We start from the raw sequence: 23,353 nt of genomic DNA on the forward strand, positions 1-23,353 counted from the left end.
TTCGACTCTTCGGTTCATCGATCTTCTACTTGGCGCTCCGCATCGTGGTGCTGCTCGCGATACCGAGGAAGGCCCGTACCGGATCCTCCGGATACTTGAAGTCCGCGACGAGCTCCCGCTTCGCGAAGTACACGCGGCCCTGCTCGACGATGACGTCCGACTTGTCCGGATCACCGAACTGGCGGTCACTGCTGTCGTCGTCCGGCAGACGGAACAGCAGGAACGGGGTCTCCTTGCCCGTACGCGGATCCAGGCTGATCACCGCCGAGGGGCCGATGTCGTCGCGAGTCGCCCGGTAGACCAGGAGCTGGTCGCCGCTGGTCCTCAGCGGATAGATCGGCTGATCCTCGCGCCCGTCGAACTTGCGCAGCGTCTTGCCCGTCGCGACATCGAACCCCACGATCCAGTTCGCCTCCTGTCCGCTCTCGGACCCCACCTTGCTGGCGACGAAGATCTCGGTGCGCCCCACGACCATCGCGTCACAGTTCTCCACCACGCCGAAGCGCGACGTGCTGGAGTACCGGACGCCGCACATCGGGTCGTAGCTCTCGCCGTGCAAGGAGATGGTGGCGCTGTGCTTGCCGTCCGCGTCGAGGGTGATCAAGTCGGTCACCGTGGTGTCCCCGGCCCCGACGGCGAGCACCGGCGGATCGGACGAGGGGAGATAGACGGTCGTGATGCCCTTGCCGACCTTGTACGTCCACTTGGCCTTGCCCGTACGGGGATCGAGCTTCTGCACCTCGTACGTGACGTCGGGCATGGATCCGCATCGGACCAGGGCGAGAAGCGCGCGCCCTCCGGCGAACCCGTGGTCCTCGCACTGGGAGACGCCCGTGCTCTTCCAGAGCTGCTTGCCGTCCTTCATGTCGTACGCCACCGAGCCCTGATCCCATGCCACGGCGACGGTGCCCCGCGTCATGGTCAGGTTCGTGTTCGTCACGAACGCGGAGGCGGCCTCGGGCATCTTCGACTGCCAGAGCTTCTTGCCGGTGTCGATGTCGAAGAACACCACCTCGTCGCAGACGCCCTCGGTCGGGGACCCCTTGGGCTTGGGGGGCTGGACGACGACGGCCGTGCGACCGTCCGCGGTCACATGCTTGGTCGTCGCGCAGATATGGCCGCCGAGCTTGAGGGTCCATGCCTTGTCGCCGCCGTACCGGTCGACCTTGAAGCCCAAGACCTCGTCGGCGATGCCCTTCGCGAAGATCTTGCCGGTTGCCCAGGTGCCCGGCGTATAGCGGGGGTTGACGTCCGTGGTCTTTTCGAGGTGCTCCACCATCCAGCCGGCGGCCAGTTCGCCCTCGGGCGTGCTCGGGAGCTTCTCGACCGTCTCCCTGATCTCGTCGGGGGCTTGCGGAGCCGCCGTCGCCTTGCCGCTTGCCGGGGTCTTGTCGCCGGTCTTGTACATCAGGAGCCATCCGCCCGCGCACAGCACCACGACGAGTACGGCGGCCACGGCGCCGATCAGTCTCGTACGGCGCCGTCTTCGGTCGGTGTCCGCCGCCAATGCGGATTGGGTGTACGGAGAAGGAGGCGGGCCGAAGCTCACGCGCGGGAGTCCTTTCGATGAAGGCAGTTCGGTCTTGGGGGAGCCCCCTACTATGCCCGCTCGTTGATCGTGTACATGCGGGGGGCAACGTCGCTGTCTCGATCGCTTCGTTTGTCCGCATTGGTGGTCAATAGTGGGCGCGCGTACGCCACTTCTGGGAGTGCCGTGGACTCAGCCCGGTGAACAGGGCTGTCCAGGAGCGCTCCGACGCGGCCACTGACAGCACAGCCGGTCCGGGGCCAACGCCTGTCGCCGGATGTGACTGCTGAACTCGTCTCGGAGATCGGCCCGTTGCGCCGTAGCCCGAGGTTGAGGAACAGGCTGAGAAGCCGCGCACGAACCTCCCTGCACTGGTCACCGCCCGGAACGGGTGCGGGTCATTCGCCGCCGGGAGGGCGCGGATGTTCCATGCGGGAGAGCCAGGTCGTGAGCAGTGTTTCGAGCGTCTTGGCCTCGGCGGGGGCCAGCAGGTCCAGCAGGTGGCGTTCGTTGTGCATGTGGTCGGTGAACGCGCGGTCGATCAGCTCGCGCCCGGGCTCGGTGAGGGCGACGATCCGGCCGCGCTGGTCGTCGTCGGAGCGGCGGCGGGTGACGAGTCCGGCCCGCTCCAGGCGGTCGATTCTCTTCGACATCGCGCCGGTGGTGACCATGGTGTGCGCGGCGAGCTCGCCCGGTGCCCGTTCGAAGGGCTGACCGGCGCGGCGGAGGGCGCACAGGACGTCGAACTCCCCCTCACTGAGACCGTAGCGGCCGTATACGAGGCAGAGTTCTTCGGTGAGCTGGTCCGCCAGGCGGTGCAGCCGGCCGATCACCCCTTGCGGGGTGACGTCGAGGTCGGGCCGTTCGCGGCGCCAGTCGGCCTGGATGCGGGCTACACGGTCCAACGGTTGCCGGTCTTCCATGGACACCATGATAGCTTCCCAGGAAGCTATATTATCTTCCATGGAAGCTAATGCACGTGGGGTGGCACTGACCGCGGTCGCACCGGTGGCATGGGGGACCAACTATTTCGTCACACACGAGTTCCTCCCCGCCGACCGCCCGCTCTACGGGGCTGCTCTGCGTGCGCTGCCCGCCGGCCTCATCCTGCTGGCCCTGTGCAGGCAGCGGCCGCGTGGCGCATGGTGGCGGCGATCCGCGGTGCTCGGGCTGCTCAACGTGAGCGTGTTCTTCGTCCTCGTCTACGTCGCTTCCCAGCTGCTGCCGACGAGCATCGCCTCGACGGTCATGGCGGTGTCTCCGCTGACGATGATGCTCATAGCCTGGCCCCTGGTGTCCGAGCGGCCCCGGACCGCCCACCTGGCCGGGGCCGCGATCGGGCTCGCCGGGGTGTGTCTCATGCTGCTCACGGGGGTGGAAAGGGTGAGCGTGCCGGGAGTCCTCGCCTCCGCCGCCGCCATGCTGGTGTCGTCCTTCGGCCACATCCTGGCCAAACGGTGGAGCGCCGACGCCGACGTACTCGCCTCGACCGCCTGGCAGCTCACCGCCGGAGGCCTGTTCCTGCTCCCCGTCGCCGCAACCGTGGAAGGCCCTCCCCCCGCGCTCTCCACGCCGGCGCTCCTCGCGTTCGGCTACGTCACCTTGGTCGCCACCGCACTGGCCTTCGCCGCCTGGTTCACCGGACTGCGGCACCTGCCCGCAGGGACCGTCGGCCTGATCGGACTGCTCAACCCCGTCACGGGCGTACTGCTCGGCACTGCGGTCGCCGCCGAGGTACTGACCATTCAGCAACTGTGCGGACTGGTCCTGGTCCTGGCCGGAGTCGTCCTCGGCCGGCCCAGGCGCGCAGGCCGGCGCGGAAGCAGTCAGGCACCCGCCCATCCTGTCTCTGACGAGAGTCTCACGCGAGAGCCATCTGCCGGCAATCCCCGATGAGTGCGCGGGGTCCCGGGGATCAGGCACAAATTCGTGAGAACGAAATACCCAAGGGACCCTAAAGTCATCGGTGACCTTCAGCACCTGGAGAGGCACCTAGAGAGGCACCTGCATGCATGACGCAGCCGACTTCATGGCGGACATCTATGCGCTCGGCACCGGGCCGTGGACGATGACGCCCGTCACCCGTGGCGCACTGGGCCAGATCTGGAAGCTAACCGGAAACGGCTCGTCATGGGCAGTGAAGGAACTCCTTTTCGGCTGCGACAAGCAGCAGGTCCACCAGGAAGCCACGTTACGGAACGCCACAGAGAAACTGGGGATCATGTCGCCACGATTCATCCCGAATCGTGATGGCGAATACGTCTCACAACTCCCGCCCGCGTTGGGCGGCTCCTATGTAAAGCTGTACGACTGGGTCAACGGTACTGAGGCAGACGCCTCCGACCCGGAAGTCCTGAGCTGGTTCGGCCGAACCCTGGCACTCCTCCACATGGCCGGAAAGGACGCGACCGCGACACCGGACTCCTGGTACGAGGCGTGCCACCTGGACGCCGACTGGACAGAACTGCACAAGAGGATTCGCCAGGCCGGCCTGCCGTGGTCGGACGCGCTGGGCCAATTCCTCTCCACCTCGGCGGCAGAGCTGACGCACCATGTGACCACGTCGGACCCTGGTGATTTGGTGACGTCACATCTCGACCTACAGCCCCAGAATGTTCTGGTCGGTCCGGCCGGGCCGGTTCTCCTCGACTGGGACAACGCAGGATCCACATCGGCGGAACGCGAGCTCGCACGAGCCATTTACGTATGGTCGGGCGGGAACCAGTTCAACGCGGATTCCGCTCGGCGCTCGGCACACGCGTATGTGGACGCAGGAGGTCGTGCGACCGTGAAAGGCCTGGACTCGTTCTCGATGCTCTTCGCAACGGCCTTGAACTATCTTTATGTGCAGGCCGAGTGCGCGATCGATCCGACCGTGACCGCCGCGCAGCGGGAGTTCGCGAGCGGCCAAGTCGTCGCCTCCCTGCGGAACATGCCGGACCTGGCCGCGGCCTCCCGATTGATCAAGGTCCTTGAGGCCGAGTGGTGACCGGTCAGTCACCGAGGTCCTCGCAGACCACTCACGCGTTGGCCGACACTCCGGCACTCGCAGGCTCGGCGCCGCGCTGCTATCGGAGCGCGCACTGGATCGGGAGAGTGTCACAGTCGCTGTCGTGACCTTGTACTCCTGGGACGGGCTGCGGCTGGTGGTCACTCAGCGGGCCGTCAGCGGCATCTGGGTCAGCCTCTGGCCCGGTTCGACCGCCAAGCTTCCGCCGCTCGTCCTGCCCGATTCCGAGTCAGTCGAGGCCACCGTCCACCGCGAGGAGCTGATCGCCGCCCTGGACACCGCAGGCTGCCGGCACGCGGTCAACAGCACCCTCACCTTCGGCCGGCAGTCAAGCCTCATCACCCAACCCGCTGACGTCTGCGCGGTCTTCAGCCTGCCGGGACGGGACAACCACGTGCCGCACCGTGATCGGCACTACCTCGACGTGCCCAGGGTACGGAGGACCCCTGAAACGGCGGCCGGTACCAGGTCGAGTCCTATCTCGACCACCACGCCGCCAAGCTGGTCCGCCGCTTCGACGCGGGCAGCTACGTCGTGCCGGCAGACGCCATGAACACGCACGACATCGGTCGCGGTCGCGGCGGTACGCGCGCCGCCCTGCGCCGCGTGACCGCCAGGACGGTTGTCGCCGGAGTGAGCTCGGACCGCCTGTATCCCCTCGCCCAGCAGGCGGAGCCGGCCGCCGGCATCCGCACAGCGGATCACCTCCGAGTGATCGAATCCCCCTACGGTCACGACGGCTTCCTCATCGAAGTGGAGCAGGTCGCCGCGCTCGTACGCGAACTCGTCAATTAGCGGCGGCCGTTCAGCTCCGTCGATGTGAACTCCTCGGTTCTCCGCTCGGGCCTTCGCGGCTGCCTTGCCTTTGACGCGCACGTCAGGGGTTAGCGTCTGCGCGCCGGCAGCCGGACCGGTCCGGCTGTCACAGTCCGCGCTCACCCCTCGAACCCGTTCAGGAGCCCCGACATGGCCGCTGTCCTGCCCTCCACGACCCGCGAGATCCTGCTGGCCGACGTCCCCGGCGGGCTGCCCGGGCCCGAGCACTTCACGGTCACGCGGAAGCCGGTCCCCGTCCCCGGTCCGGGACAAGTCGTCGTCCGGAACCAGTACTTCCTCGTGTTCCCCGGGCTGCGCACCCTGATCGGCGGCCAGGTCGACGGCGTGCCGCTGCCCCGCATCCACGCCGGCGACGCGCTGTTCGGTCCCGCTGTCGGTGAGGTCGTCGCGGCCGCGCCCGGCGGTCCGTTGCGCCCGGGGGACACGGTCACGCATCTGTTCGGGTGGCGCGAGCACGCGCTGGTGGCGGCGGCCGACTGCACTCCGCTGGGCGATGTCCTGCCCGACCCGGTGGCCCACCTGTCGTCCGGGTCGGCCGCCTACGGAGCACTGACCCGGCTCGCCGAAGTCCGCCCCGGCGACACCGTGTTCGTCACGGGCGCGGCGGGAGCCGTGGGGACGCTGGCGGGCCCCGTCGCGCGTCTGCTGGGCGCCACGAGGGTCATCGGGAGCACCCGTTCGCCGGACAAGGCCGAGCGGCTGCGGGCCGAACTGGGCTACGACGCGGTCGTGGTGCCGGGACCCCGGCCGATCGACGAGCAACTGGTCGCGGCGGCGCCGGACGGCATCGACGTGCTGCTGGACACCGTCGGCGGTGACCAGCTGGCCGCGGCTGTTCGCGCCGCGCGCCGGGGTGCCCGCTTCGCACTGGTCGGCACGCTGTCAGGACAGTTGTCGCCGAGCCGGGACGGTGGCAGCGCACCCGCGGAGATCGACACCTTCCGGCTCGTCACCCAGGGCGTCTCGCTGCACGGCTACAGCGGCCAGGACCATCCGGAAGTGACGGAGGAATGGACCAAGCGCTTCGGGGACTGGCTGCGCTCCGGCGAGATCACCTTCCCGCATGTACGGATACCGGGCATGGATCACGCGGCTCGGGCGTTGCAGGAACTGTTCGAGGGGCGGCACTTCGGGACCGTCGTCGTGGAGTTGCCGCCTGTGTGACGCGTCGTCGCGCTCGGTCGCGGCGACGGAGACTGAGGCGTGAGGTCGGACATGCGGATCGGAGATGCGGCGGCAGCGGCGGGGACCACCCCGCGGGCACTGCGGTTCTACGAGGAGCGCGGCCTGCTGCCACCACCGCTGCGCACCGCCACCGGGCAACGTGAGTACGGGCCGGGTGAGGTGGCCAGAGTCCGCGTCATCCGTGAGCTGCTGGCACTCGGGCTCACCGTCGAGGATCTGCGCGGCGTCGCCGACCGGATCGACCTGCTGGTCGAGAATCCGCAACGGCAATGCGGGCGCCCCGACTCCGATGTCCCCGGCTCCGGGGTGGTCGACCGCAGACTCGCAGCCCTCGACGCCGAGATCGACCGCCTGACCCGTCTGCGCACCCGCCTGGCACTACGCACCTTCGGACAGCCGTGAGGACACGTCCCATGCAATCAACACAATCGGCGCAAATGGGAAGAAATCGATAATAGTTACCCAAGACTGGACGTATGTGATCCATGCGGACCTCGCCTCTCGGCCGGTGACCCGCGCAGACCATACTGGGAGGGCACACCGCTCCCCAGCCGCAAAGTGACCGATGCCCAAGTCCTCCACCGACCGTGCCACGGCCCCGGAATCAGTCTGGCTGGCAAGCGGGCGCCACACCGGACCCGCCCCGCAGAACGTCCTTCGGGACAACCTCCGCAAACTGAAGGCCGCCGGGACCATCCAGGACTTCCTGGAGGCGGAGAACTCCGCGGCCTCCGACGAGCATGTCTTCGAGGCCCGCTGGCTGGTCGCCGACGCCGTCACCGTACGGGCGCGGCTCACCACCGACCCGCGCGAGCACGCGGACGAAGAGCGGCGCTGGACGCTGGCGGCCGAGGCGGAGGGGCCCTGGGATGCCGCCTGGCCCTCCCCCGCAACCATGTTCTGGCCCGAGGACAGCGACTTCTCCTGGGACCACGACAGGGTGGAAGGGCTCCGTCTGCGGGACATCAACCCGCTGCCGAAGGACGACGCGGCGCTGCGTCGCCTGCTGAGGGATGCCGCGCGCCACAGCTGGAGCATCAACGTCGTCGTCCACGAGGCGATGACCACCGACGACCGCGGCCGCCTCCCCCTGGCCCGGCTGCTTCCGCCCGGACTGCGGCATCGCGTCGTGGAACACCGGGCCGCGCCCGAGCAGTTCCAGGCCGTCAACTGGGCGCTGTACGACGTGGGGACGCGGGTGCCGCGCGGTGGCGCCGTCATTCTGCCCGGCACGCCTGCCCGGCTCGGGTACGACGAGCAGGACTTCAGCGTACGCAGCGTGTTCCTCGACGGCTCGGAGCCGACCGAGCTCCTGGACAAGGTCGTACGGTATGCCGCGCTGCCCTGGCCACTGCCGGACGAAGCGGCGGAAGCGCTCAACGCTCTCCGGCAGGACTGGCATCTGCTGACCCTCGAAGAGGAACTGGCGCACGCGCGGTCGCTGGTGGACGCCTATGCCGAAGCGCTCGACGCCATGACCAAGTCGCGCGACCTGTACCGCGAGGCGACCGAACGCGCCCATGCGGCACTGGCCGAGGTCGAGGAGCTCCGGGGGACGGCGTCCTCAGCGCTCGGGACATCACGCCGACAGGACGGGCGCTCGCCGCACCCGCTGGCGAAGACGATTCAGCGCGTCACGGACACCATGAGGGCCCGGCGCACACCGAGCGACGACGGGTCGAGCCGCCCGGACCACTGACGACGCGCCCGTTCCCGGCCTTGCCGCGCGAACCGCAGGTGGCCGTCACTCGTGCGGGTGCTCGTCACGCGCCTCGCCAGATATTGGCGAACGCCGCGTTTTCGAAGGTCCGCCTCTGGCGTACGGTCTCCAGTTCCAGTACCGCCTCGTCGACGGCGGCCAGCACGGTCGTCACCGTGTCGTCGACGGCGCCCGGGGAGTCCGTGCCGTGCACGTCGTGGATCCCGACGACCGCCGCGAGGGCGGCGAGGACGGGCTCGTCCGCTGCCCAGCGGTTCATGGCCCGGCGGCGAGCGGGCGAGTCGGCCAGCGCCATTCGGGCGGCGCCGAGGGACAACCGGCCGCGCCGTTGCCGGGTGAGCAGTCCGGCCTCCTCGAAGGCGGCCAGATAGGTCGCGGACAGGTCACGGCCTCGGCGCCACAGCCAGTCTTCGACGCGCTCGTACGGCACCTGCCGGGCAAGCGACGACGCTGCCTCGGTCAAGAGGGGATCATCCGTCGTCGGCTGCCGGGTCGGCACCATGCGGTCGCCGGCCAGCATGAGGGCCTCGGCGCGGAGGAGGTCGATCACCTCGGCTCCGGCGAGCGCGAGCGACAGGTCGCCCTGCCCCACGGGACAGCTCGGCTCCGCGTCGACGGCGATGATGAACAGGTCCTTGGCCGTGGTCATGAACGGCTCCCCTCGGAGTCATCGGCAACGAAACGATACGTCGCCGCGCGGTCGGCCCGGCGTCAGGCGGGTGACGCAACGCGGGGCGAGCCCCGACGCGTGCCATGCTGGAACTCCGGATCATGACGGAGAACGGGGAAAAGCGGCAGCGTGAGGACAGCGACACGGCCGAGCCGGACGAGGATCTGGGGCCGGATCCGGCACCGGATCTGGGACCGGTTCGCGGCCTCCGACCCCGGGCTGTTGCGGCTCATGGCGGGGCTGCGGACCGTCGGCGCCATCGCGCTCACGCTCGCGGTCCTCGCGCTGCTCAAGGCCGATGTGAGCCACATGGTGGCCGGCGCCATGGCGGCCATGGTCGCGACCTTCGCCATCAAGGAGAAGCAGCGGCGCAAACAGGCCCTCACGCTCGCGCTCGGTCTGCCCGTGGCACTTGTGGCCATGTCGCTGGGAGCGCTCTTGAACAGCAGGGTCGTCGCGGGCGACCTGTTCTTCATCGCCCTGATCTTCGCCGCTGTGTACAGCCGCCGCTTCGGTGATCGCGGTACGGCGCTGGGGCTCATCGGGTTTCAGATCTACTTCCTCTCCCTGTTCGTCGGAGCCAGTTTCTCCGCTCTGCCCGGGCTCTGCGGAACACTGGCCATCGCGTTCGCCTGCAGTGCGGTGGTGCGGTTCGGCCTGGTCGTCGAGACGCCCGAACGCGTCCTGCTGCGACTGCGCGAGGCCTTCCGGGCTCGTCTGGCCCAATTGGTGTCCGCCCAGATCGACCTGCTCGACGCCGGGCCCGACGATGTCGAGAAGGCCCTGGAGGACGTACGCCGGCACACCGCGCGCCTCCACGAGAGCGCGCTGATGATCCAGGGGCGGCTGGAAGTGGGCACCAGCGACAGCGCCACCGCCTCGCTCGTCCAGCGCCGCGTGGCCGACGCCGAGATCGCCGCCGAGCGGCTCGACGTCCTCCTCCTCAGCGCGCGCAGCGCCGAACGCGCCCCCACGCTCACCCTGCACCTCCCGGACGCTCCCGTGCCGGCGCCGAGCAACCGGCTGCGGGCACACGACGACACCACCGCGACACTGCGCCGCGACCTCGACGCACTGCGCCTGCTGGTCGTCCGCCCGGTGGCGTTCGACCGCGGCACCGCGCTGGCCCATCTGCGCAACCGGCTGCTCGGCTACCGCGACGAGGAGAATCTGCCGCGCGCCTCGGCCGCCGTCCAGGACGTCTTCCGCGGCATCGGAGAGGCGGCACGCTCCGTCCTGGGCCTGCGGCTGGCCCTCGACGGCCCCCAGGACGAATCCGACGACACACCGTCGACGACCCGTTCGCGCGAGGAACTGGAGGCCGAGGACGTCGCCATCGCCGGGTCCGAGGAGAGCGAGCCGGACGAGGACCGCCCCAAGGGCCTGGAGCGTCCCACGACCCGTGCCGCTGTCCAGGTATCGGTGGGTTCGGCCCTGGCCATCGTCGGCGGGGAACTCCTCTCCAGCCAGCGCTGGTACTGGGCCGTGCTGACCTGCTGGGTCGTCTTCCTGAACACGGCGTCCACCGGGGAGATCCTCGTCAAGGGCTACCGCCGGCTGCTGGGCACCGTTCTCGGCGTCGTCGCCGGTGTCGTCCTGGCCGGCGTGGTCGGCAAGCACACCTGGACGGCCTTCGCCCTCGTGCTGCTGTTCATCTTCGCCATGTTCTTCACCGCGCCGCTGTCGTACGCCCTGATGTCCTTCTTCGTCACCGCGATGCTGGGGCTGCTGTACACGCTGCTCAACACCTACAGTCCCGCGGTGCTCGTCCTGCGGATCGAGGAGACCGCGCTCGGCGCCGCCTGCGGTGTGATCGCGGCCGTCCTGATCCTGCCGGTCAATACCGATCGCCGCACCGATGAACTCCTCGGCACGGTGCTGACCCGGCTCGGTGACGTCACCGGTGCCGCGGTGGAACAGCTGAGCGGCGGGCCCGCGCTCGATCTGCTGGACATGGCCCGGGATCTCGACAAGGCACTCGACGATCTACGGTCCTCCACGCAGCCGTTGACCCATCCGATCACCCCGCTGCGGGCCCGCCGGCAGACCGCTCGCTACGTCGTGGCCCTGCTGGAGACGTGCGCCTACCACGCGCGTTCACTGGCGGCGACGGCCGAACTCCTCCCCTACAGCAAGACCGTCGCCGCGGACCCGCGTCTCAAGGTCGCGGGACAGCGCATCGCCCACAACATCGACGTCCTGGTCGCCCGGGTCGAGGACGACGACACGGGCGGGGTGGCCGAGACCGGCGCGAGCCTCGCGTCCATGCTGGAGACGGACGGAGGGGGTGCCCCTCGGCACGACCGCGTCACGCACCGGGTGCTGCGGCATCTGCAGCGCCTGGACGAGGGCGTGATCGGCCTGGCCCGCCCGCTGGGGGTGCCGGTCTCGACAGCCGGCAGAGCGAGCTAGCCGGCCGCCGCGAGCACGCTACGGGAGCACCCGTCAGCCCACGTTCCACAGGAACCGGTGCGTGTGGATCCCGAAGTACGGGAACGACTGCACCTGGCGGACCCCTTCGATCGGACGGACGACGTCGTTGACGAAGTCCAGCAGATCCCGCGGCCCCGGGCAGACCACCTCGGCGAACAGGTCGAAGCCGCCGGAGGTCAGTACCGAGTAGACCACCTCGGCCCGTTCGGCCAGGGCGTCGGCGACCGTTCGTGGGTCGCCGTCGACGGCGATGCCGAGCAGGGCCATCGACTGTCCGCCCATGCCCATCGGGTCGGTGACTCCCACCACCTGCACGGCCTGGGAGTCGAGCAGTCGTTGCAGTCGCTGGCGGGCCGCCGACGCGGACAGGCCTACTTTGGGGCCGAGTTCGGCATACGCGATACGGCCGTCGATCTGCAGTTCGCGCAGAATGGCCCGGTCGATCTCGTCCACGCTGTTCCTCTCCCGCTCGTCGGCTCCAGGACCAACGGCGCTGTTCAGCCGACCAGTTCGGCCAGGGCCGCGGCGAAGACACCAGTGTGCGTGTCCACGTCCTGCTCCGTGGTGGCGGGGCACATGAGCGCCATGTTGTGGAACGGGGTCAGCAGAATGCCCCGGTTGGCGAGATAGAGGTGGAGGAAGTCCTCCAGCTCCGTGTCGGCGGCCCCGGCGGACTCGGTTCCGTTGCGCGGCGCGGGGTCGGTGAAGCGGTACTCGGTGCGGGCGCCGAGCCGGCTCACCGACCACGGGAGGGCCCAGGTGTCGATGCCGGCGCGCACCCCTGCCTCGAACCGTTCCGACAGCTTCGCCATCGAGTCGAAGGCCTCGTCGGTGAGGACGTGTTCCAGGGTCGCCCGCATCGCGGCGACGGAGAGGGCGTTGCCGGCGAGGGTGCCGCCCACGCCGCCCATGTCGACCAGGTCCAGGTCGTCACGGTCCAGCAGCTGCTCGGCGAGTTCGGCCGAGAGCCCGTACGCGCCGGCCGGGATGCCTCCGCCGATCGCCTTGCCGATGGTGAGCAGGTCCGGCTCCAGGCCCCAGGCGGCGGTGCAGCCACCGGGTCCCGCGGAGAAGGTGTGCGTCTCGTCGTTGATGAGGAGGGTGCCGTACTGGCGCGTCAGTGCGCGCACGCCCTCCAGGTAGCCGGGCTCGGGCAGCACGATGCCGATGTTGGTGAGCGCGGGCTCCATGAGTACGGCGGCCACGTCGCCGTGGGCGAGTTCGCGCTCCAACTGCGCCAGGTCGTTGAATTCGGCGACCCGGCTGGTGAGCGTGACGTCGCAGGGGGCGCCGACGTTGCCGGGGCGGGCGGTGCCGTGCCCGTCCGGGCCGACCACGATCAGCGACTCGTCGACGCTGCCGTGGTAGCTGTAGCTGTTCACCAGGATCTTCGGACGTCCGGTGACCGCCCGGGCCAGCCGGATGGACCAGCGGTTGGCGTCGGTCGCCGTCAGCGAGAAGCTCCAGCGCGCGAGGCCGAAGCGGCGGGTGAGCTCGGCACCGACCCATTCGGCGTCCTCGGTGGGCAGCATCGCGGTCGCGCCGCCGAGCTCCGCGAACCGGCTCTGCACCGCGTCGGCCACCACGGCGGGCGAATGACCTGCCATCGCTCCGGTGTCGCCGAGGCAGAAGTCGATGTACTCGTGGCCGTCGATGTCGGTGACGCGGGCGCCGCGCGCGGTGTCCAGGTAGCGGGGGAACGCTCCCGCGGTCTTGTTCATCCACGTCATCGGTACCCGGCCGAAGAGGTGGTCGGCCCGCTGGTAGGCGGCCTGGGAGCGCGGGTTGCGGCGCTCGGCCTCGGCACTCTCGCGGGCCAGGAGTTGCTGGAGGCGGGTGCGGTCCATGTGAGGTGCCCTTCATCAGGTAACCGAATGCAGCGATGCTACGAATGAAAGCGTCGCTGAAGCAAGGCCCAGCGATCGATTCAGCTGCATCGACGATTGAATCGTCGGCGAGGAGGGGCCGTGATGGTCGCCGGGCTAGGAGGAACCCTCCGGCGCCCACACCCGGTCCGCGTAGTCCAGGAAGTTCCTGCCGAGGATCTTCTCGATGCGCTCGGAGCGGTAACCCCGCCGTTCCAGGAGGCGGATCAGCTCCCGGAACTGGTCCACTCCGCGCAGGTCGAGCACGAAGGGGAGCGTGTCGCCGCGCTCCCCCGCCGCGCCGACGCCGGCCTCGCGACGCAGGGCCACGTGCTCGGCTAGATGCGCCCGGTAGGCGTCGAGGTCGTCGATGGACGTGATGGTTCCGTCGGTGCCGATGCCGACGTGGTCCTCTCCGCACACGTTCACCGCGTGGTCGATGTGCTCGACGACGTCCGCGGCACGGGCGTGACCGGAGAGGTTGAGGAAGGGCATGAAGTAGATGCCCACGAAGCCGCCGCGCGAGGCCACCAGCCGGAGTTCCTCGTCGGTCTTGTTGCGCGGCAGGTCGGCCAGTGCCCGGCACCCCGTGTGGTTGATCGACACGGGACTGCGCGAGATCTTCGCGGCCTCCAGGCAGGTGCGTTCCCCGCTGTGGGAGAGGTCGACCATGAGGTGGTGGTCGCCCAGAGCCTCGACGACGCGCCGGCCGAAGTCGCTCAGCCCCCGGTTGGCGGCCGCCATCGAACCGTCGCCGATGTGGTTGGCCTGGTTGTAGGTGAGCTGGACGACACGGACACCCAGGTCGGCGAACGTGGCGATACGACCTGTGTCCTCGCCGACGGCCACGGCGTTCTGGAAGCCGTAGATGACACCGATCCGGCCCTCCTTCCTGGCCCGGTGGACATCGGCGACCGTGCGGACCTTCGTGAGATCCGCCGGGTTGTCACGGATGATCGCGTCCCATACGGCGATCTCGTGCAGCGTGTGCTCGTACGGCGGCAGATCGCCCATGGTGTAGCCGAGCGTGATGTTGACGGCGGTGAGGCCGGAGGCGTGGGCGTCGGCCAGGGTCCGGGCGTCGACGGTGAGTTGCTCGCTGGAGGGGTTGAGCTGTGCGGCGGCCTCGGACGACCGCGGTGCGTTGGGATTGTCGAGCTGCCCGAGCGCGTTGATGATCATGGGGGTGGTGGTCATCGGGTCTCCTCGTCGCGGCCGGTCTCTTCGGCGTGGCTGTCTCCGGGCACGAACTCGCCGCGTTCGAAGCGACGGCCACGCTTGACGGTCAGCGTGACACTGCGCAGATGGCCGATGTCCCGCAGCGGATCGTCGTCCAGAACGACGAAGTTGGCGAGCTTGCCCGCTTCGACGCTTCCCATGACGTCCTCGGCACCGGCGCTCCGGGCGCCGATCAGCGTGGCCGAGCGCAGCACCCGCTCGGGCGGGATCCCACAGCGGCGTACGAGGAAGGCCAACTCCTCGTACAACGCGGGGAAGGGGTCCTTGGGATCGGTCTCGTAGTCCGTGCCCGTGGAGATGTCGACGCCGGCGCGGTACGCCTGGGCGGTGATCCGTGCGGCGAGTTCGGTGTTGGCGGCCGCGCGGGCCGCGTCCTGTGGACCGTCGCCGGCCAGGGCGTCGCTCGCCCACATGCCGGCGGTCGCGTCGAGGACGGTCCCGCGCTGTCGCATCAGGGCGAAGAGTTCCTCAAGACGGGGATCGTCGCCGGTGGCGAACCGCTGATGGTCGACCTGCGGTTTGTCCTCGTAGCTCGTCAGCTGTCCTTCGGCGCCCTCGAAGGCGAGCAGGGTGACGTGGGAAACGCTGTCGGCGCCGGCCATGACGACCTGTCGGGGTGTGGCGGGGAAGACGGTGGCGTGGGCCCAGACCGGGATGCCCTGCTGGTGTGCCTCCGCGGCGATCGCGGCGACGGCGGTGTGGTCGAGATCCGCGTAGACCTTGATCGCGCAGGCGTGCGTTCCGCGCGCCAGGGCCACGGCCAGTCGCAGGTCCGTGTCGTCCGTGATGGCCTGCATCCACGGCACGGCGCCCGGCGTCTCCCCCTGGGACACCTGGTGGGTGCGTGGGTCGTCGAAGAAGCCCGGTCCCGCCATCAGCGCGGCGTAGCGGATGTCCGGGCCGGGGATCTCGCCGACCAGCGTGGCCCGCGCGAGGTCGCCCACCTGCCGCAGGTCGTCGGCCATGTCGCGGATCGCCGTGACACCGCTGTAGACGAGCCGGCGCAGCACCGCCTCAGCCGACGGCCGGTCCGGAGGGGTCGCGATGTGCTGATGTGAGTCGATCAGGCCGGGCATGACGAAACGTCCGTCGAGATCGAAGACCTGCGCGTCCGCGGGCAGATCCTCGGCGATCACGGCGTCGTCGGCGACCGCGCGGATCGTCGGGCCGTCGATCAGGATCGACGTCGAGGGCCGGGGCGGCCGGCCGGTGCCGTCGAACAGCGTGGCACCGCGGTACACCGCGACCGCCCCCTTCGGCGGGGGCGCGTGCGGGGTGGGTGCGCCCGATACCTCGTTCGTCATCTTCACCTCAGTCTCTGCTCGTTGCGGTGCTTGCTGCAGTGCTTGTTGCGGTGCTCGCCAGAGCACTTGTTACGCTCTACGTAACAGATGTATCGCCTGTAGAAACATGCGTTACCGTACGCTCGCACCTCCCGACGCCACAAGGAGTGGTCGGAATTGCCCGAAGCGCCTCGCACCGCGGTGGACAAGGCCCTTGACCTGGTCGAGGCAGTGGCCCGTGCGTCCCAGCCGCCGCGCCTCACCGACCTGGCCGAGGAGGTCGGCCTGCACCGTGCCACCGCCTACCGCGTGCTCCTCGACCTCGTACGCCGCGGCTGGGTGCTGCGGGCCGGCGACCGCTATCTGCCCGGCACCGCGGTGCTGCGGTTGTCGTCGTCCGCGGCCAGGAACTCCCTCACCGCGCTCGCCCGTCCGGTGCTCACCACCCTGTCCGAACGCACCGGCCTGATGGTCAACCTGCAGGTACCGGAGGCCGACAGGTCCCGGGTGATCGACGTCGTGCGGCCCGATCGCCTCGCCATGATCAGTCACCTGATGGGCGAGGCCCTGCCCGTCCACCGGTTCGCCGGCCCCCTCGCCCTGGTCGCCGCGCTCGACCCGTCCGCTCGCGCCCCCTATCTCCGCCCCGCGGAAGAGGCCGGATACGAGCTGACCGGGCCGGACGGGCTGCTGGCCGACATCGAGCGCACCGAGCGGTCCGGATTCGCCGTCGAGTACGGCCGCAACGAGCAGCCCGTCGCCTCCCTCAGCCGCGCCGTCGTCCCCCAGCCGGGCGCACCCGTCTGTGCCCTGACCGTCGTGGGACTGAACGCGGAGTTCGACGCTTCCCGGCTTCCCCGGCTGCGACAGGACCTGCGGGAGGCGACCGACGAACTGCGGCGGATCCTCTCCGGCCCCGGCGCACCCACCACACCCTCGGACGGTCCGTCATGAACGAGATCCGCTTCCTCGACGGCGCGCAGACGCGTGCCGCGCTCGACCCGCACCGCGTCATCGACGCCGTGGCGACGGCCCTCATCGCCATCAGCCGGGGTGAGGCCTCCGCGCCACCGCGGATCGCGGCCCGCGCCCCGGGTGGACTGCTGGGCGCCATGCCCGGTTACGTTCCCGGACTCGGGCTCGCGGCCAAACTCGTCTCCGTGTTCGCCGACCCCGCACGGCCCGGACGCAGCAGTCACCGCGGCATCGTCGCGCTCTTCGACGCCGAGAACGGCCGCCCGCTGGCCCTGATGGACGCCGAGCCCCTCACCGAGATCCGCACCGCGGCCGCCGCCACCCTCAGCGCCCGCGTCCTGGCCCGGCCCCACCCCACCCGCGTCGCCGTCATCGGGACCGGCGCCCAAGCGCGTGCCCAGATCCGGCTGCTCGCGGCCATCGATCCCACGACCCCGGTCAGCGTCGGCGGCCGCGACCCGCAACGCGCCGAGAGCGCCGCCGCACTCCATCCCGCGGGCCGGGCCGCACCCGGTATCGAGGCGGCGGTGCGCGAGGCCGACACGGTCTTCTGCTGCACCGGAGCGGTCCAGCCCGTGATCCTCCGCGCCTGGCTCGCCCCCGGCGCACACATCAGCTCGGTGGGGGGATCCCACGGGCCCGAACTGGACGCCGGCACCGTCCACGACGCCACACTCTTCGCCGAGTGGCCCGGCGCCGCCACAACCCAACCCCCGTCCGGCGCACACGAGTTGCAGGGCCTCCCTGCCCAACGGCCCGTCACACTCCTCGGCTCCGTCCTTTCCGGCCACCACCCCGGCCGCCGGACCGACACCGAACTCACCCTCTTCAAATCCACCGGCCATGCCGCGCTGGACGTCGCCGCCGCACATGTCGCCCACACCGTCGCCGAAGCCGGCGACGTGGGCACGCGCATCGCGATGTGACTCCCCCGGCGCCACGCTTCGGCAGTCACTCACCGCTCAGCGTCAGGGAAATGCGCTGCGCCGTGCTCGATGTCGACGTGAACTCCTGGCAGTTGACCACGGCCCGCATGGCCAGTGTCGCCGCCCTGATGAGGTCCAGTCGGGGCGACCGGTCCGTGCCGACGACGAGGCGGGCCTCCATCCAGGTCGTGGTCGTGCCGACGTCGGTGTGTTCCGTGCGCTGCCCGGTGAACCAACGTGTCGACGCTCCGGCTTGCGGCGAGCCGTCGTCCCCGCAGCCGGTCAACGTGGCGGACATGAGCCCCAGGCAGACCGCTGCGATCAGGCGGGCCCGGGTGAATCCGGGCAGCACTCCCCCACCTGTCATGACGGACATGACATCCCCTCCCCCACACCTGATGGCTCCCCCACGAGCCCTCAGGACAGGGGACGTTACGCTTCGCGGTCGATCCATTACGCCGCACAAATCCTTCGTTACCGTTTCGTGCCTGCGGACGGCGAGCTGATGCACCATGGGCGGCGAACAGGAGCGCGACAGCCTGTTCGACCGAGCTGGGGGTGTGGCAATGAGCGGAGACCTGGGCCGTGTCCTGGTCGTCGACGACGACGCGGCGATACGCCGTTCGCTGGAACGCGGTCTGCGGCTCGGCGGGTTCACCGTGGACCTCGCCGACGGCGGCCGCCCGGCACTGGCCGTGGCCCGGCGGACGCCACCGGACGCGATCGTGCTGGACATCTCCATGCCGGACCTCAGCGGCATAGACGTGTGCCGGACGCTGCGCGGCGAGAACAACGACGTACCCGTCCTGATGCTCTCCGCGCTCGACGAGACCGCCGACCGGATCGCGGGACTGCAAGCCGGCGGTGACGACTACCTGGTCAAGCCCTTCGCCCTGCAGGAGCTGGTCCTGCGCCTGCAGGCGCTGTTGCGGCGCCGGCCTCCGCGGGACACCGACACCGTACGGGTCGGCGGGCTGCTGCTGGATCCCGCGGCCCGCCGGGTGATGCTCGACGGGAACCCCGTGGACCTGACGCGGCGCGAGTTCGAGCTTCTCCATGTCCTCGCGCGCAATGCCGGTCTCGTGCTGAGCCGCGACCAGCTCCTCGACCGCGTCTGGGGGTACGACTTCGATGTGCGCACCGACGCGGTGGACACCTTCGTGAGCTACCTGCGGCGCAAACTGGAGACATCGGGCCGCTCCCGGATCATCCAGACGGTACGGGGAGTGGGCTTCGTTCTGCGGGACGACAGTGCGGGTTCCGGGCGATGAGGCTGTCCACGCGGATCGCCCTGGCCGTCGGGGCCAGCGTGCCCGTACTGGTTCTGGCCACCGGCTGGCTGCTGCTGCGGCTGGTGGCGGCGGATCTGCACGACCAGCAGGACGCTCACCTGCGCGAGCGCGCCACGGCCGTGGCCAAGGACGCCCGTGGGCTGCTGCGGGCGAGCGCCGCCGACCGGTCGGCGGCGGTGGAACAGGCCCGCGAGCGGCGGCTGTTCACCTCCGCCCTGGACGTCGGCGTACGGCTGATCGGTCCCGAGGAGACCTTCACCGGCGGCCCGCAACCGGACCAGGAGGTGTCGCTGCCCCAGAGCGCGCCGGTCCCGGTCACGCTGCGGGCCGGCGGCCGGAGCTGGCGGGTGCTGTCGACGCGGGTCACCGGCGCTCGGCCCGGCGTCCGCGGCACGCTCTGGCTGTTCGCGCCGGACACGGCGGGTGAGGCGCAGCTGCGTCTGGTCCGCAGACGCGTGGTGACCGTCGCGCTGCTCGCCGCGCCGCTGTCCGGGCTGCTCGCCGGGGCCGTCGCCTCGCGTGCGAGCCGTCCGCTGCGCCGCCTGCGCGACAGCGCGAGCGGCCTGGACCCGCGCAGCAGCACCGCCCGGCTGGACCACGCGCCGACCAGGATCGCCGAGGTCGACGATCTCGCGCACACCCTCCAGACGGTCCTGACCCGCTATGACGAGCAGGCCGCCAGAACCGCCGAAGCACTCGCCACGGCCCGTTCCTTCGCCTCGGCCGCCTCGCACGAACTGCGCACTCCGTTGATGAGCATGCAGACCAACCTGGAGATCCTCACCGAACATCCGGAGCTTCCCGGGCCCGACCGCGACGAAACCCTGGGCGACCTTCGCCGCGAACACGCCCGACTGCTGGGGCTGTTGGTGATGCTGCGCGAGCTCGGTCGCGGCGATCTGGTCGAGGCGGACGCCTTTGGCCCGGTGGACCTGACGGACGTCGTCGAGGCGAGCGCGGGGGACCAAGTGCGACGCCATCCGCTCGCACGGATCTCCAGAGACTGCCCGCCCGGTCTGCGTGTCCACGGCTGGGAGCCCGGGCTGCGCACGGTCGTGGACAACCTCCTCGCCAACGCGCTCGTGCACGGCTGTGAGGACGGTCGGCCCGCGCGGGTCGACGTCACGCTGCGCGCGAGCGGCGGCCACGCGATCCTCGTCGTCGACGACCAAGGTCCGGGCATCCCGCCCGATCGTCGCGCCGAGGTCTTCGAACGCTTCAAGCGCCGCGCGGACAGCCCGGGTTCCGGCCTCGGACTCACCCTCGTCGCCCAGCAGATCGACCTGCACCGGGGCCGCATCCGTGTCGTTGACCCGCCGACAGGGCCGGGCACCAGGATCGAGGTCACCCTGCCGCTCCTCGACGGCGCGGCCGGCACGGAAACGACGCTTCCCCTCCAGCGCAACTGGATGATCTCGACCGCGGGCAGGCCACAAGAATTCCACAAAGAAGACTCCTAACTTGCCGGGGCGTGAGGGCCTGTGAGGGCTTCTGCGGGCCCGAGAGGGCAACCGCCGCGCGACACGGAGGAGTTCGCCATGCCAAGGACCAGGACAACCGTCATCTCGCTGATCGCCGTCGGCACGCTGCTCGGCGCCGCGGGCGTCGCCACGGCCGACGACCCGCACCCCGGGCCGTCGGGCACCCCCACGGGTGACGGCGCGCCGGGGCTCTGCAAGCGCGCACCGAAGATCGACCACCGGATCGACCGGATCCTCGACCGGCTGCACGCGGACGCGTCACGGCGTGGCTCCATCGCCCGCCTGGAACAGCGCGTGGCCGCCGCCAAGTCGGCGGGACACACGGAGATCGAGACCTACCTGAACGACAGGCTCACCTTCCGGCGTTCCCTCGTTCCCACCCTGGAAGCCCGTCAGAAGGATCTGGCGGACGTGCAGAAGTGGTGCAAGACCCACGACAACGGAGCCGACAACTGATGCGCGCCCCCCACGCCGGCCTGGCCGCCTGCGCCGCCGTACTGCTGCTGTCGCTGACGGCATGCGGCGGCCACGCCGAGAACAGGCACAGCCCGGCGTCTTCCTCCTCTCCTTCCTCTTCCTCCTCCACAGACCTCGCTCAGCTGCGGAAGCTGGTGAACGACGCCGAGTCGGCGGCGAGTTCGGCGGAGTCCGAGATGGCGCGGGAGTGACGGCGAGCGCGCCACGCCACCAACGACCGTAACGAGACCGGCACCGGGCACGGCATCGCCCGCAGCGGCGTCCCTCGCGAGGAGATCGTCGTCACGACCGAGCTGCCGGGCCGGTGACGGGCGAACTCCCCAACCCCTGGGCGTGGTTGACGCCCGCGCTGGGCGAAACGGATCAGTAGGACCACTTTCACTCACTTCGATGGCATGTCTCCATCAAATCTGCCACGCTTCCGGCAGCCGTCTCCCTGATCCCAGGGAGGCGCAACGGACATCTCACCGGCCGCCCTCCGGCGCACCCCAGCCTCCCGGCGGCCACCGAGCAGGCCGGAACCCCGGCCGCCTCAAAGGAGATTCGCGTGAGACCAACCCCCCACAGGGCCCTCGCGGCGGGCGCACTCGCCCTCGTCGCGTCGGCCGGAGTCCTGCTCCCCGTCACCCCGGCGGCGGCAGCACCGACCGCGGCGCCACTGGCCGCCGCCTGCACCCCGGCCCAGGTGGTCACCAACGGCGGTTTCGAGAGCGGCACTTCGCCCTGGACCCAGTCGTCGACCAGTGTGATCACCAACCGCACCGGCCAGACCGCCCATGGCGGCAGCAGCTTCGCCTGGCTGGACGGTGTCGGCAGCACACACACCGACACCCTTTCGCAGAGCGTCACGATCCCCTCCGGGTGCAGCAGCGCCACGCTCACCTTCTGGCTGCACATCGACACCACCGAGACGACCTCGTCCACCGCGTACGACAAACTGACGGCGAAGATCGGCAGTACGACGCTGGCGACGTACTCGAACCTCAACAAGGCCACCGGCTACGTACAGAAGTCGTTCGACGTGTCGTCGTTCGCGGGCCAGACCGTGAGCGTCGCCTTCACCGGCACGGAGGACTCCAGCCTCCAGACGAGCTTCGTCCTCGACGACATCGCGCTCAACACCTCGGGTGACACGACCCCGCCCGCGGACTCGACGCGCACGCCGGCTGCGCCGTCGTACACCGTCAGTCTGAGCAGCAACACCAGCGGCACCGTCTGGACCGGCCACGAGAGCGTGACCTTCACCAACGCCTCCTCCACCGCGCTCAGCGAGGTGTACCTGAGGCTGTGGGACAACTACCACGGCACCTGCTCCGCGATGCCGATCGCGGTCAGCAACGTCACCGGCGGCACCGCGGGCGCTCTGTCGGTCGGCTGCACGGCCCAGCAGATCGCCCTGCCGACCCCGCTGGCACAGGGCCAGAGCGCCACCATCGGCTTCGACCTGGGCATCACCGTCCCGAGCGGCGCCGACCGGTTCGGCTACGACGGGGCGTTCAGCATGATCGGCAACGCCCTGCCCGTGCTCGCGGTCAAGGACGGGTCCGGCTGGCATCTGGACCCGTACACGAACAACGGCGAGTCGTTCTACTCCCTGGCCGCCGACTTCAAGGTGACCCTCGACCACCCGACCACCCTGCTGGTGCCCGCCACCGGCGCCTCGGTGGACACCCCCGGCTCCAGCGGACGCACGGTCACCACGGCCACCGCCTCCAAGGTGCGTGACTTCGCCTGGGCGGCGGGCCCGTTCACCAAGATCTCGGGTACGTCGACGGCGGGCACCCCGATCAACATCTACTCCGTCTCGGGCATCAGCGCCTCCGACGCCCAGTCGATGCTCACCACCGCGAAGACCGCCGTGGACGCCCACGCGGGACGCTTCGGCGCCTACCCGTACGGCGAGCTGGACGCGGTGATCGACAACAACTACTGGTTCGGCGGCATGGAGTACCCCGGGTTCGTCCTCGACCTGGTCAGCACCACGGCGCTCACCCACGAGATCGGCCACCAGTGGTTCTACGGGATCGTCGGCGACGACGAGTACAACAGCCCCTGGCTCGATGAGGCGTTCACCGACTACGCCACCGATCTGGCGCTGAACAAGACCGGCACGAGCTGCTGGAACAGCGTCTCGTGGGCCTCGACGGCGGAGAAGATCACCAACTCGATGGCGTACTGGGACGCCCACTCGTCCCGCTACTCCACCGTCGTCTACGGCTACGGCAAGTGCGCGCTGCACGATCTGCGGCGCGTACTCGGCGACACCGTCGTGGCCAAACTCCTGAAGGACTACGCCACTTCGCACTGGTACGGCGTCTCCACCACGGCCGAGTTCAAGGCGGCCGCCCAGGCCGCCACGACCACGGACCTGACGTCGTTCTGGACGACCCACCGCATCGAGGGCTGACCCGGGATCGGTTCACCGCGGCCGG

At 70.0% G+C, this 23,353-nt stretch carries 22 protein-coding genes and 2 pseudogenes; 16 read left to right on the plus strand and 8 right to left on the minus strand.

The window, feature by feature from the left end; genetic code table 11:
* Positions 1–25 precede the first annotated feature (25 nt).
* Both OIC96_RS02130 and OIC96_RS02135 read right to left on the minus strand, forming a co-directional pair.
* Positions 26–1,549: an outer membrane protein assembly factor BamB family protein gene (locus OIC96_RS02130; protein WP_330309601.1), complete on the minus strand. Its 1,524-nt coding sequence runs from the start codon at positions 1,547–1,549 to the stop codon at positions 26–28.
* A gap of 377 nt (positions 1,550–1,926) precedes the next feature.
* Positions 1,927–2,451, minus strand: coding sequence for a MarR family winged helix-turn-helix transcriptional regulator (locus tag OIC96_RS02135; RefSeq protein WP_330309600.1), 525 nt, complete (start codon positions 2,449–2,451; stop codon positions 1,927–1,929).
* A 40-nt stretch (positions 2,452–2,491) separates the two neighbouring features.
* On the opposite strand from OIC96_RS02135, the gene OIC96_RS02140 reads away from it, so the two are divergent.
* The 7 genes and pseudogenes from OIC96_RS02140 (at position 2,492) to OIC96_RS02165 (ending at position 8,259) form a co-directional block, all read left to right on the plus strand.
* Positions 2,492–3,424, plus strand: coding sequence for an EamA family transporter (locus OIC96_RS02140; RefSeq protein ID WP_330309599.1), 933 nt, complete (start codon positions 2,492–2,494; stop codon positions 3,422–3,424).
* Positions 3,425–3,536: 112 nt separating this feature from the next.
* The gene (locus OIC96_RS02145; protein WP_330309598.1) at positions 3,537–4,517 is read left to right on the plus strand and encodes a phosphotransferase enzyme family protein; all 981 of its coding nucleotides are present in this window, start codon (positions 3,537–3,539) and stop codon (positions 4,515–4,517) included.
* Between the two features lie 124 nt (positions 4,518–4,641).
* Complete coding sequence (locus OIC96_RS49780; RefSeq protein ID WP_406502215.1) at positions 4,642–5,091, plus strand: hypothetical protein; 450 nt, start codon at positions 4,642–4,644, stop codon at positions 5,089–5,091.
* Positions 4,992–5,333, plus strand: a pseudogene (locus OIC96_RS02150) (homoserine O-acetyltransferase); the annotation flags it as partial. The gene OIC96_RS49780 and the pseudogene OIC96_RS02150, both read left to right, overlap by 100 nt.
* 171 nt (positions 5,334–5,504) lie before the next feature.
* A complete protein-coding gene (locus OIC96_RS02155) occupies positions 5,505–6,539 on the plus strand; it encodes an MDR family NADP-dependent oxidoreductase (protein WP_330309597.1) in 1,035 nt (344 codons plus the stop codon).
* A gap of 51 nt (positions 6,540–6,590) precedes the next feature.
* The gene (locus OIC96_RS02160) at positions 6,591–6,962 is read left to right on the plus strand and encodes a MerR family transcriptional regulator (RefSeq protein ID WP_327434291.1); all 372 of its coding nucleotides are present in this window, start codon (positions 6,591–6,593) and stop codon (positions 6,960–6,962) included.
* Positions 6,963–7,125: 163 nt separating this feature from the next.
* Positions 7,126–8,259 carry a hypothetical protein gene (locus tag OIC96_RS02165; protein ID WP_330309596.1) on the plus strand — a complete coding sequence of 378 codons (1,134 nt, stop codon included), beginning with the start codon at positions 7,126–7,128 and terminating at the stop codon, positions 8,257–8,259.
* Positions 8,260–8,323: 64 nt separating this feature from the next.
* On the opposite strand, the gene OIC96_RS02170 is transcribed toward OIC96_RS02165, so the two are convergent.
* A complete protein-coding gene (locus OIC96_RS02170; RefSeq protein WP_330309595.1) occupies positions 8,324–8,929 on the minus strand; it encodes a GOLPH3/VPS74 family protein in 606 nt (201 codons plus the stop codon).
* A 150-nt stretch (positions 8,930–9,079) separates the two neighbouring features.
* On the opposite strand from OIC96_RS02170, the gene OIC96_RS02175 reads away from it, so the two are divergent.
* A complete protein-coding gene (locus OIC96_RS02175; RefSeq protein WP_406502214.1) occupies positions 9,080–11,362 on the plus strand; it encodes an FUSC family protein in 2,283 nt (760 codons plus the stop codon).
* Positions 11,363–11,395: 33 nt separating this feature from the next.
* Here OIC96_RS02175 and OIC96_RS02180 read toward each other — a convergent pair whose 3' ends face one another.
* The 4 genes from OIC96_RS02180 to OIC96_RS02195 form a co-directional block, all read right to left on the minus strand.
* Positions 11,396–11,836, minus strand: coding sequence for an Lrp/AsnC family transcriptional regulator (locus OIC96_RS02180; protein WP_330309594.1), 441 nt, complete (start codon positions 11,834–11,836; stop codon positions 11,396–11,398).
* Positions 11,837–11,880: 44 nt separating this feature from the next.
* Positions 11,881–13,230: a transaminase gene (locus OIC96_RS02185; RefSeq protein ID WP_330309593.1), complete on the minus strand. Its 1,350-nt coding sequence runs from the start codon at positions 13,228–13,230 to the stop codon at positions 11,881–11,883.
* Positions 13,231–13,365: 135 nt separating this feature from the next.
* Positions 13,366–14,445, minus strand: coding sequence for a dipeptidase (locus OIC96_RS02190; protein ID WP_330309592.1), 1,080 nt, complete (start codon positions 14,443–14,445; stop codon positions 13,366–13,368).
* The gene (locus tag OIC96_RS02195) at positions 14,442–15,791 is read right to left on the minus strand and encodes an amidohydrolase family protein (protein ID WP_330309591.1); all 1,350 of its coding nucleotides are present in this window, start codon (positions 15,789–15,791) and stop codon (positions 14,442–14,444) included. The genes OIC96_RS02190 and OIC96_RS02195 overlap by 4 nt, the downstream gene beginning before the upstream one ends.
* Positions 15,792–15,947: 156 nt before the next feature.
* Between OIC96_RS02195 and OIC96_RS02200 the strand changes: the two genes are divergently transcribed.
* Together OIC96_RS02200 and OIC96_RS02205 are read left to right on the plus strand one after the other, a co-directional pair.
* The gene (locus tag OIC96_RS02200; RefSeq protein WP_330309590.1) at positions 15,948–16,724 is read left to right on the plus strand and encodes an IclR family transcriptional regulator; all 777 of its coding nucleotides are present in this window, start codon (positions 15,948–15,950) and stop codon (positions 16,722–16,724) included.
* The gene (locus OIC96_RS02205) at positions 16,721–17,671 is read left to right on the plus strand and encodes an ornithine cyclodeaminase family protein (RefSeq protein WP_330309589.1); all 951 of its coding nucleotides are present in this window, start codon (positions 16,721–16,723) and stop codon (positions 17,669–17,671) included. Before OIC96_RS02200 ends, OIC96_RS02205 begins: the two co-directional genes overlap by 4 nt.
* 25 nt (positions 17,672–17,696) lie before the next feature.
* On the opposite strand, the gene OIC96_RS02210 is transcribed toward OIC96_RS02205, so the two are convergent.
* A complete protein-coding gene (locus OIC96_RS02210; protein WP_330309588.1) occupies positions 17,697–18,047 on the minus strand; it encodes a hypothetical protein in 351 nt (116 codons plus the stop codon).
* A 190-nt stretch (positions 18,048–18,237) separates the two neighbouring features.
* Between OIC96_RS02210 and OIC96_RS02215 the strand changes: the two genes are divergently transcribed.
* The 6 genes and pseudogenes from OIC96_RS02215 (at position 18,238) to OIC96_RS02240 (ending at position 23,328) form a co-directional block, all read left to right on the plus strand.
* Positions 18,238–18,942 (plus strand): response regulator transcription factor, encoded by a 705-nt coding sequence (locus OIC96_RS02215; protein WP_330309587.1) that lies wholly within the window; start codon positions 18,238–18,240, stop codon positions 18,940–18,942.
* On the plus strand, positions 18,939–20,423 hold the full coding sequence (locus OIC96_RS02220; protein ID WP_330309586.1) for a sensor histidine kinase: 1,485 nt from the start codon (positions 18,939–18,941) through the stop codon (positions 20,421–20,423). Before OIC96_RS02215 ends, OIC96_RS02220 begins: the two co-directional genes overlap by 4 nt.
* 78 nt (positions 20,424–20,501) lie before the next feature.
* On the plus strand, positions 20,502–20,900 hold the full coding sequence (locus OIC96_RS02225) for a hypothetical protein (protein WP_330309585.1): 399 nt from the start codon (positions 20,502–20,504) through the stop codon (positions 20,898–20,900).
* Positions 20,900–21,112 carry a hypothetical protein gene (locus OIC96_RS02230; protein ID WP_330309584.1) on the plus strand — a complete coding sequence of 71 codons (213 nt, stop codon included), beginning with the start codon at positions 20,900–20,902 and terminating at the stop codon, positions 21,110–21,112. The genes OIC96_RS02225 and OIC96_RS02230 overlap by 1 nt, the downstream gene beginning before the upstream one ends.
* Before the next feature lie 15 nt (positions 21,113–21,127).
* Positions 21,128–21,226 (plus strand): annotated as a pseudogene (locus OIC96_RS02235) (aldo/keto reductase); the annotation flags it as partial.
* A gap of 242 nt (positions 21,227–21,468) precedes the next feature.
* Positions 21,469–23,328 (plus strand): M1 family aminopeptidase, encoded by a 1,860-nt coding sequence (locus OIC96_RS02240; RefSeq protein WP_330309583.1) that lies wholly within the window; start codon positions 21,469–21,471, stop codon positions 23,326–23,328.
* The last annotated feature ends 25 nt before the right edge of the window (positions 23,329–23,353 follow it).

Source organism: Streptomyces sp. NBC_00775 (genome assembly GCF_036347135.1).
Taxonomy (GTDB): domain Bacteria; phylum Actinomycetota; class Actinomycetes; order Streptomycetales; family Streptomycetaceae; genus Streptomyces; species Streptomyces lutosisoli.